Here is a 7,050-nt window from a genome sequence, read left to right as displayed (position 1 = left end):
CGGTGGCACGACGGGCGGAGCGTTGGGCGGCCTCCTGGGCTGAGGCCGCCGAGAGGGCCCCGCATCCGAAGGTTGGGTGCGGGGCTTTTCCCTGTGCGGGGTCTTGCGCCTACGAGCTCGGTTCGCCCGGTGGTGTGGCGACTGCGGGTTCGCTGTGGTCGCTCGCGCAGTTCCCCGCGCCCCTACGGGGCGCCCCGGTCGGCGCTGCTCAGTTGCCGAGCTCTCTCGCCACCTCCGACAGGTCCTTCGCCGTGTCGATGGCTCGCCAGTACGCGCCCTGCGGCAGTGGATAGCCCGCCAGCCGCCGTTCCCGTGCGAGTCGGGGGAACGTGGTGCGCTCGTGGTCGCCGCGGTCGGGCAGCAGGGCGGTGAAGGCGGGGGAGAAGACGTAGACACCCGCGTTGATCAGGTAAGGCGACGGCGGCGACTCGATGAAGTCGAGGACGTGCCCGAACTCGTCGGTCTCCACGGCGCCCCACGGGATGCGCGGACGGGCCAGCGCCAGGGTGGCCGTGGCGTCGCGCTCGTGGTGGAAAGCGGCCATGTCGCGGAGCGAGAAGCGGGTCCAGATGTCGCCGTTCGTGGCGTACCAGGGTCGGTCGGGGTGCGGCAGCGCGGCGGCCGCGGACTTCAGTCCGCCGCCGCGGCCGAGCGGCTCCCGCTCCACCACCGTGGTCACGCGGAGCGGCAGTTCGGCCGACACGAGCCACTCCTGGAGGACTTCCGCCAGATGGCCGCACGAGACGACCGCGTCGGTGACTCCCTCAGCGGCGAGCCAGGCCAGCTGATGGCCGATGATCGGGGTCCCGGTGCCGGGGATCTCGACCATCGGCTTGGGGCGGTCGTCGGTGTACGGGCGAAGCCGCGACCCTTGGCCTCCGGCCAGGACCACGGCTTGGGTGGGGTACGGATACGGGTGCGTGCCGGTCATGCCCCGCACGATAGGCCGTGACCCGCGCGGGGGCGGGGACGGCTGAGCGGGCGCCGTACGGACGGCGCCCTTCGCTCGGCGTCGGCGGGCGGCAGGGCCGCCGCTCGGGGGTCAGCGTCCCTCGGCGACGCCGGAGGCGAAGGAGGTGTCGCAGACGGGGCGCGAGTAGCTCTGGGCCTGCTTGGGGCCGTACATGGCGGCGGCGGCGCGGCCGAGCGCGCGGGCCAGCTCGGCGCAGTGCCGGGCGAGCGAGGGGCGGCCGTTGGTGGCCGTCTGGAGGTGGGTGAGCGCGGTGCCCGGGCCCTTCACCTGGAGCTCGTTCAGCAGCGCCTCGCGCAGCACCTCGTGCGGGGCGCGGGCGGCCTTGGCCTGGGTGGAGGCGGTGTCCGAGGAAGCGGTGAGCACCTGCGAGTCCGAGCTCGGCGCCGCCCACGGGACGCGGGTGACCGCGAGGGTCCCGGAGAGGACGAGCACGACGGGGAGGACGAAGGCGAGTGTTCTGCCGATGCGGCGGGCGGCCTGGTTCATGTGGCAGATGGTAGCGAGGCGTAATTGTATGGCGGCATTTAGTCACTCGGTCGAGCGAAGGAATTGGCGCCTTTATTGGTACGCGGGTTGACGTACGGGCTCGAAAAGCCGAGGTGTGTCGGGGTATTTAAGGACAGGGCGTGCGGTAGGGGGTATGTCGCGGTGTGTGACGTCCGTCGTGGGGGCGCCTGCGAGCTCGGTCGCCGGTGTGCGTCGGCGGCTGCGGGTGCGTTGTGGTTGCTCGCGCAGTTCCCCGCGCCCCGCAAGGGGCGCGGGGAACTGCGCGACAAGCCGTCAGTCGCTCAAGCGCTCGCCCGACGACGTCGAGAAGACGTGGAGCTCGCCCGGCCGCGGGACGACGCGGACCAGGGAGCCCTTCTCCGGGACGCGGCGGCCGTTCACGCGGACCACGAGGTCCTTGGACCCGCCGCCGACCTCCGCGGTGCCGTAGACGTAGCCGTCGGCGCCCAGCTCCTCCACCACGTTCACCGTCACGGCGAGGCCCGCCGGGGCGTCCTTGCCGGAGGCGGAGGGCTTGGCGAGGGAGTCGCCGCCCTCCTCGACCACGTCGAAGTGCTCGGGCCGCACGCCGACCGTGACCGTGGTGTCGCCCCGGTCCGCGGCGGCGGTGAGCGCCTCGCGGGAGACCGGCACCACGCTGTTGCCGAACTTCACGCCGCCGTCGGTGATCGGCACCTCGACCAGGTTCATGGCGGGCGAGCCGATGAAGCCGGCGACGAAGAGGTTGGCGGGCCGGTCGTACATGTTGCGCGGCGAGTCGATCTGCTGGAGCAGGCCGTCCTTGAGCACGGCGACGCGGTCGCCCATGGTCATGGCCTCGACCTGGTCGTGCGTGACGTAGACCGTGGTGATCCCGAGGCGCCGCTGGAGTCCGGCGATCTGGGTGCGGGTCTGGACGCGGAGCTTGGCGTCGAGGTTGGAGAGCGGCTCGTCCATGAGGAAGACCTGGGGCTCGCGGACGATCGCGCGGCCCATGGCCACGCGCTGCCGCTGGCCGCCGGAGAGCGCCTTGGGCTTGCGCTCCAGGTATTCGGTGAGGTCCAGGATGCGCGCGGCGTCCTCGACCTTCTGCCGGATCTCCGTCTTGTTGACGCCGGCGATCTTCAGCGCGAAGCCCATGTTCTGGGCGACGGTCATATGCGGGTAGAGCGCGTAGTTCTGGAACACCATCGCGATGTCCCGGTCCTTCGGCGGCAGGTGGGTGACGTCGCGGTCGCCGATGCGGATCGCGCCCGCGTCGACGTCCTCGAGGCCCGCGAGCATGCGCAGCGAGGTGGATTTGCCGCAGCCGGAGGGGCCGACGAGGACGAGGAACTCGCCGTCCTCGATCTGGATGTCGAGCTGGTCGACTGCGGGCTTGTCGGCTCCCGGGTAGATCCGGGTCGCCTTGTCGTACGTGACCGTGGCCATGGTTCGGGGATTCCCTTCACCGGCAGGAACGTGCCGGACGATCCGAGTAAAAGGAGTGGTCCAGTCCAATCGGACGGGGCTGCCGGTGACGCTACCCGTGGTGAGGGCGCTTGTCAGCAGGTGCCGGGGGCGAACTTCGCGCGTCTTCGCGCGCGGCAACTCTGTGGCTGCCGGAAGGGGGCGCTGTGTAGAGTGGGTCAGCGTTCGCGGGCAGGCCCGTGTGCGTCCTGCCGCCTTAGCTCAGCTGGCCAGAGCGTCGCTCTTGTAAAGCGAGGGTCGTCGGTTCGAATCCGACAGGCGGCTCCGGAAAGGATCGGCCCCCGTGATCGCTCACGGGGGCCGATTGTTTTCACAGGGGGTGTGTCTACTGCCGCGCTTCCTCCAGTGGGGCACCTCCCGGCGAGGACTGCTCGGTGGCGCGGGGCGCGTCCTGGTGGCCCGGCCACCATGCCTTGTGGCCCAGGAGGGACGTCACCGTGGGCACCAGCAGCATCGCCATGATGAAGGCGGTGAGCAGGATGCCGAAGGCCACCGCGAAGCCCATCTGCTGGAGCATCGAGTTGTCGGCCAGCATCAGCACCCCGAACGTGCCCGCGAGGATGACCGCCGCGGAGGCGATCGTGGGCGCCGAGCGGGAGACCGCCGTGCGGATGGCCTCGCGGGCCGGGACGCCGCGGCGGACCTCCTCGCGGAGCCGGGCCACCATGAGGATGTTGTAGTCCGTGCCGATCGCGACGACGAAGAGATAGACGATCACCGGCAGCATGAACAGCAGGCCGGGCTTGTGCTGCGCGTCCTGGAAGAGCCAGACGGTCGCGCCGAGCGTCGCGCCGAAGCCCAGGGCGACGGAGGCCATCAGGTACAGCGGGGCGACGAGGCTGCGCAGCAGCAGGCCCAGGATGACCATGATGGCGAGCCCGGCGACCGGGAAGACGACCATGTAGTCGTGGTCGACGGCGTCCTCGACGTCCGACAGGACGGCGGAGGTGCCGCCGACGACGGCCCGGGTGCCCTCGGGCGCCGCGGCGTGCGCGCCGTCCCGCAGGGGGCCGCCCGCGAGCTCGATGGCCTTGTCCTCGGTGGGGCGGTACTTGAGGACGACGGTGTACTGCGCGACGGACTTGTCCGGGCTGGTCGCGGTGAGGGCGGCCGAGCCGACGCCGTCGATCTTCTCCAGCTTCGCCTTGTACGCGTCCAGGTCGCCCGCCCGCAGGACGGTGCCGTTCCGCGACTCGACGTAGATCATCGCCGGGTCGGACTGCCCGGCCGAGAAGCCGCGCTGGAGGTCCTTCATGGCCTGGACGGACTCCAGCTTCTGCGGCAGCTGGCTGTCCGTGTCGAACTCCGGCTTGAAGCTGAACGTGCCGATGGCGAGCGCGGCGAGGACGACGGCGGAGCCCGCCGCGATGACGCCGGGGCGGTGGGCGACCGCCCGGCCCAGGCCGTCCGCGAGGCGGTTGCGCGGCTTCTTCTTCCACGCCTTCGACGGCCAGAAGGCCTTGGTGCCGAGCAGCGAGAAGACGGCGGGCACGAGCGTGAGCGCGGCCACCAGCGCCACCGCGACGGCGATCGCGAGCGAGGGACCCATCGCCCGCATCATGCCCATGGTGGACAGCAGCAGGGCCACGAAGGCGACGATGACGGCGCCGGCGGCGGAGGCGATGGTCTCGCCGACCCGGGTGACGGCGTTCACGAGCGCGTTCTTCGGCTGCTCGCCGCCGCGCAGTTCCTCGCGGTAGCGGAAGAGCAGGAAGAGGATGTAGTCGGTGCCGACACCGAAGAGGACGACGATGAGGATGGGCGCGATGTTGTTGTCGGCCTTGAGCCCGCCCGCGTGCGCCACGATGCCGATGAGGCTCATCGCCACGCTGAAGGCGACGCCGATGATCAGTACGGGCAGCAGGGCGATCAGCGGGCTGCGGAAGATGACGAGCAGCAGGACGATGATCAGCAGCAGCGTCGCCGACATGATCATGGAGTCGGTGTCGCCCGAGGACTCCTTCGCGTCCAGCGAGGTGGCCGCCTGACCGGTGATGCCCATGCTCAGTTGCGTGTCCTTGAGCAGCGGCTTCGCGTCGGAACGGAGGTCCTTGACGGCGTCGGGGACGGTCTGGTCCTGGGAATTGCGGTCGACGGCGATGACATTGGCCAGGGCTATCTCGCCGTTGGGCGAGACGGCCTGGGGGTTGGTCACCACCTTGGCTATGCCCTTGTGGTGCTTGTCGTTCAGGGCCTTGGTGATCCGGACGACGTCATTTCGGTCGGCCTGCGTCAGTTTCCCGCCGTCGCCCCGCTGGAAAACGGCGATGGCCGACGGCGATTCGGTCTGCGGGAAGGCCCTCTCCTGGACCTTCCCGGCCTGCACGGATTCGTAATGCGAAGGAAGAAATTCCGTTTCATCGGTCGTGGACTTCAGTCCCGGGGCGAACATGGCGAGGGCCACGGCGGCGACGATCCAGCCCGCGATGGTCAGCCAGGGGCGGTGGACGGCGAACCGTCCTATCCGTCGGAACATGGTGCTCCTTCAAACGTCTGGTCCAGCACTGCCCGGCGGAAGAACACGGCGAAGAGCGACAACCAATGAGTTCGATTCGGGCGTCAACACGCTAGGCGCGCCGAGTTCCCCGCGACAACGCGATCCGGGGGAACTCCGGGAAAATCGGCCCTGGGTCGGGGTACCCCTCCTCCCGGCGGATGAGGGGCCCTCACCCGTGGGGTAGAGAAAATATCGGCCGGGCGCCTTCGTCCGGATTACGCTGCCCCCATGAGCGAATCCGCCGCGCCCGAAGGCCCCATGGTCCACTCCGCCCGCATGGAACGCGCCGCCGTCGCGGCCGCCGAGGCCGGGCTCACCGGCCTGCTGGTCACCCCGGGCCCCGACCTGGCCTGGCTGACCGGCTACCAGCCGCCCGTCACCGAGCGGCTCACCGCGCTGCTGCTGACGCCCGGGCGACGCCCCCAGCTGATCGTCCCCACGCTGGAGCGCCCCGACGCCGAACACGCGCCGGGCGCGCGGGGCTTGACGATCACCGGCTGGCCGGACGGCCAGGACCCGTACGCGGACCTCGTCCCCCTGCTGGACCCGCGCGGCCGGTACGGGGTGTCGGACAACACCTGGGCGCTGCACCTGCTGGCGTTCCAGCGCGCCTGCCCCGGCGCGTCGTTCGGGGCGTTCACCGAGCTGCTGCCGATGCTGCGCGCGGTCAAGGACGCGTACGAGGTGGAGCGGCTGGCGGCGGCGGGAGCGGCGGCCGACGCGGCGTACGAGGACATCGTGCGGCTACGGTTCGCGGGGCGCCGCGAGCGCGACGTGGCGGCCGACCTGGCGCGGCTGCTGCGTGAATACGGCCATTCCCAGGTCGACTTCACCCTGGTCTGCTCGGGCCCCAACAGTGCCAATCCGCACCACGAGGCGGGGGACCGGGTCATCCAGGACGGCGACATGGTCGTCATGGACTTCGGCGGCCTCAAGGACGGCTACGGCTCGGACACCACCCGTACGGTCCACGTCGGCGCGCCGACGGCCGAGGAGCGCAAGGTCCACGACGTGGTGCGGGAGGCCCAGCAGGCGGCCTTCGAGGCGGTACGGCCCGGGGTGCCGTGCCAGGAGATCGACCGGGCGGCCCGGCAGGTCATCCGCAACGCGGGCTTCGGCGAGTACTTCATCCACCGGACCGGCCACGGCATCGGCGTCACCACGCACGAGCCGCCGTACATGGTCGAGGGCGAACACCTGCCGCTCCGCCCGGGCATGTCCTTCTCGATCGAGCCGGGCATCTACCTGCCGGGGCGCTTCGGCGTCCGGATCGAGGACATCGTGGTGTGCACGGAGACGGGTGGCCGTCGGCTGAACAACACGGACAGGGAGATCCTGGTCGTGCAGTGACCGGGGGGGGCGCCGCGACGCCGGGCGCCCCTTTAGGGGCGCGGGGAACTGCGCGACCAGCCAGAACGGACCCGCAGCCGCCGACGCACCGATCCTGACCGAGCTCTAAGGCGCCGAAAAGTCATCCACAGAAGCGGCACCGGGTCCGGGGGCGGCAGCCCCCACCCGCTTCGGCGCCCCGGCGGTGACCATCGTCCCCGCCACCGCCGCGGCGAGCAGCATGAGCCCCGCGCCCCACCCGATCGCCGCGTTGAGGCCGTGGACGACACCGGCC

5 protein-coding genes and 1 tRNA gene are annotated in these 7,050 nt (G+C 70.9%); 2 read left to right on the top strand and 4 right to left on the bottom strand.

The features are described from left to right. Positions 1 to 208 precede the first annotated feature (208 nt). The 3 genes from K6I34_RS27955 to K6I34_RS27945 form a co-directional block, all read right to left on the bottom strand. Positions 209 to 931 carry a nucleotidyltransferase family protein gene (locus K6I34_RS27955; RefSeq protein ID WP_229329958.1) on the bottom strand — a complete coding sequence of 241 codons (723 nt, stop codon included), beginning with the start codon at positions 929 to 931 and terminating at the stop codon, positions 209 to 211. A 111-nt stretch (positions 932 to 1,042) separates the two neighbouring features. Continuing rightward, positions 1,043 to 1,459, bottom strand: a complete 417-nt coding sequence (locus K6I34_RS27950; RefSeq protein WP_121801361.1) for a hypothetical protein — start codon at positions 1,457 to 1,459, stop codon at positions 1,043 to 1,045. Positions 1,460 to 1,753: 294 nt separating this feature from the next. Next, a complete protein-coding gene (locus K6I34_RS27945; RefSeq protein WP_229329955.1) occupies positions 1,754 to 2,890 on the bottom strand; it encodes an ABC transporter ATP-binding protein in 1,137 nt (378 codons plus the stop codon). Positions 2,891 to 3,119: 229 nt separating this feature from the next. On the opposite strand from K6I34_RS27945, the gene K6I34_RS27940 reads away from it, so the two are divergent. After that, a tRNA-Thr gene (locus K6I34_RS27940) sits at positions 3,120 to 3,193 on the top strand. A gap of 61 nt (positions 3,194 to 3,254) precedes the next feature. Here the strand turns inward: K6I34_RS27940 and K6I34_RS27935 are convergent. Then, positions 3,255 to 5,405, bottom strand: a complete 2,151-nt coding sequence (locus K6I34_RS27935; protein ID WP_229329953.1) for an MMPL family transporter — start codon at positions 5,403 to 5,405, stop codon at positions 3,255 to 3,257. 249 nt (positions 5,406 to 5,654) lie between these two features. Here K6I34_RS27935 and K6I34_RS27930 point away from each other — a divergent pair, with 249 nt between their 5' ends. Then, on the top strand, positions 5,655 to 6,776 hold the full coding sequence (locus K6I34_RS27930; protein WP_229329951.1) for an aminopeptidase P family protein: 1,122 nt from the start codon (positions 5,655 to 5,657) through the stop codon (positions 6,774 to 6,776). Positions 6,777 to 7,050 lie beyond the last annotated feature (274 nt).

This window comes from Streptomyces sp. UNOC14_S4 (assembly GCF_020740835.1).
In the GTDB taxonomy this organism is placed as follows: domain Bacteria; phylum Actinomycetota; class Actinomycetes; order Streptomycetales; family Streptomycetaceae; genus Streptomyces.
This window is presented reverse-complemented; position numbering and strand designations above follow the sequence as displayed.

What these genes read in the sequence shown, in the direction of transcription:
- K6I34_RS27955 (WP_229329958.1), bottom strand. Translation starts at nt 931, where the DNA reads ATGACCGGCACGCACCCGTATCCGTACCCCACCCAAGCCGTGGTCCTG.
- K6I34_RS27950 (WP_121801361.1), bottom strand. Translation starts at nt 1,459, where the DNA reads ATGAACCAGGCCGCCCGCCGCATCGGCAGAACACTCGCCTTCGTCCTC.
- K6I34_RS27945 (WP_229329955.1), bottom strand. Translation starts at nt 2,890, where the DNA reads ATGGCCACGGTCACGTACGACAAGGCGACCCGGATCTACCCGGGAGCC.
- K6I34_RS27935 (WP_229329953.1), bottom strand. Translation starts at nt 5,405, where the DNA reads ATGTTCCGACGGATAGGACGGTTCGCCGTCCACCGCCCCTGGCTGACC.
- K6I34_RS27930 (WP_229329951.1), top strand. Translation starts at nt 5,655, where the DNA reads ATGAGCGAATCCGCCGCGCCCGAAGGCCCCATGGTCCACTCCGCCCGC.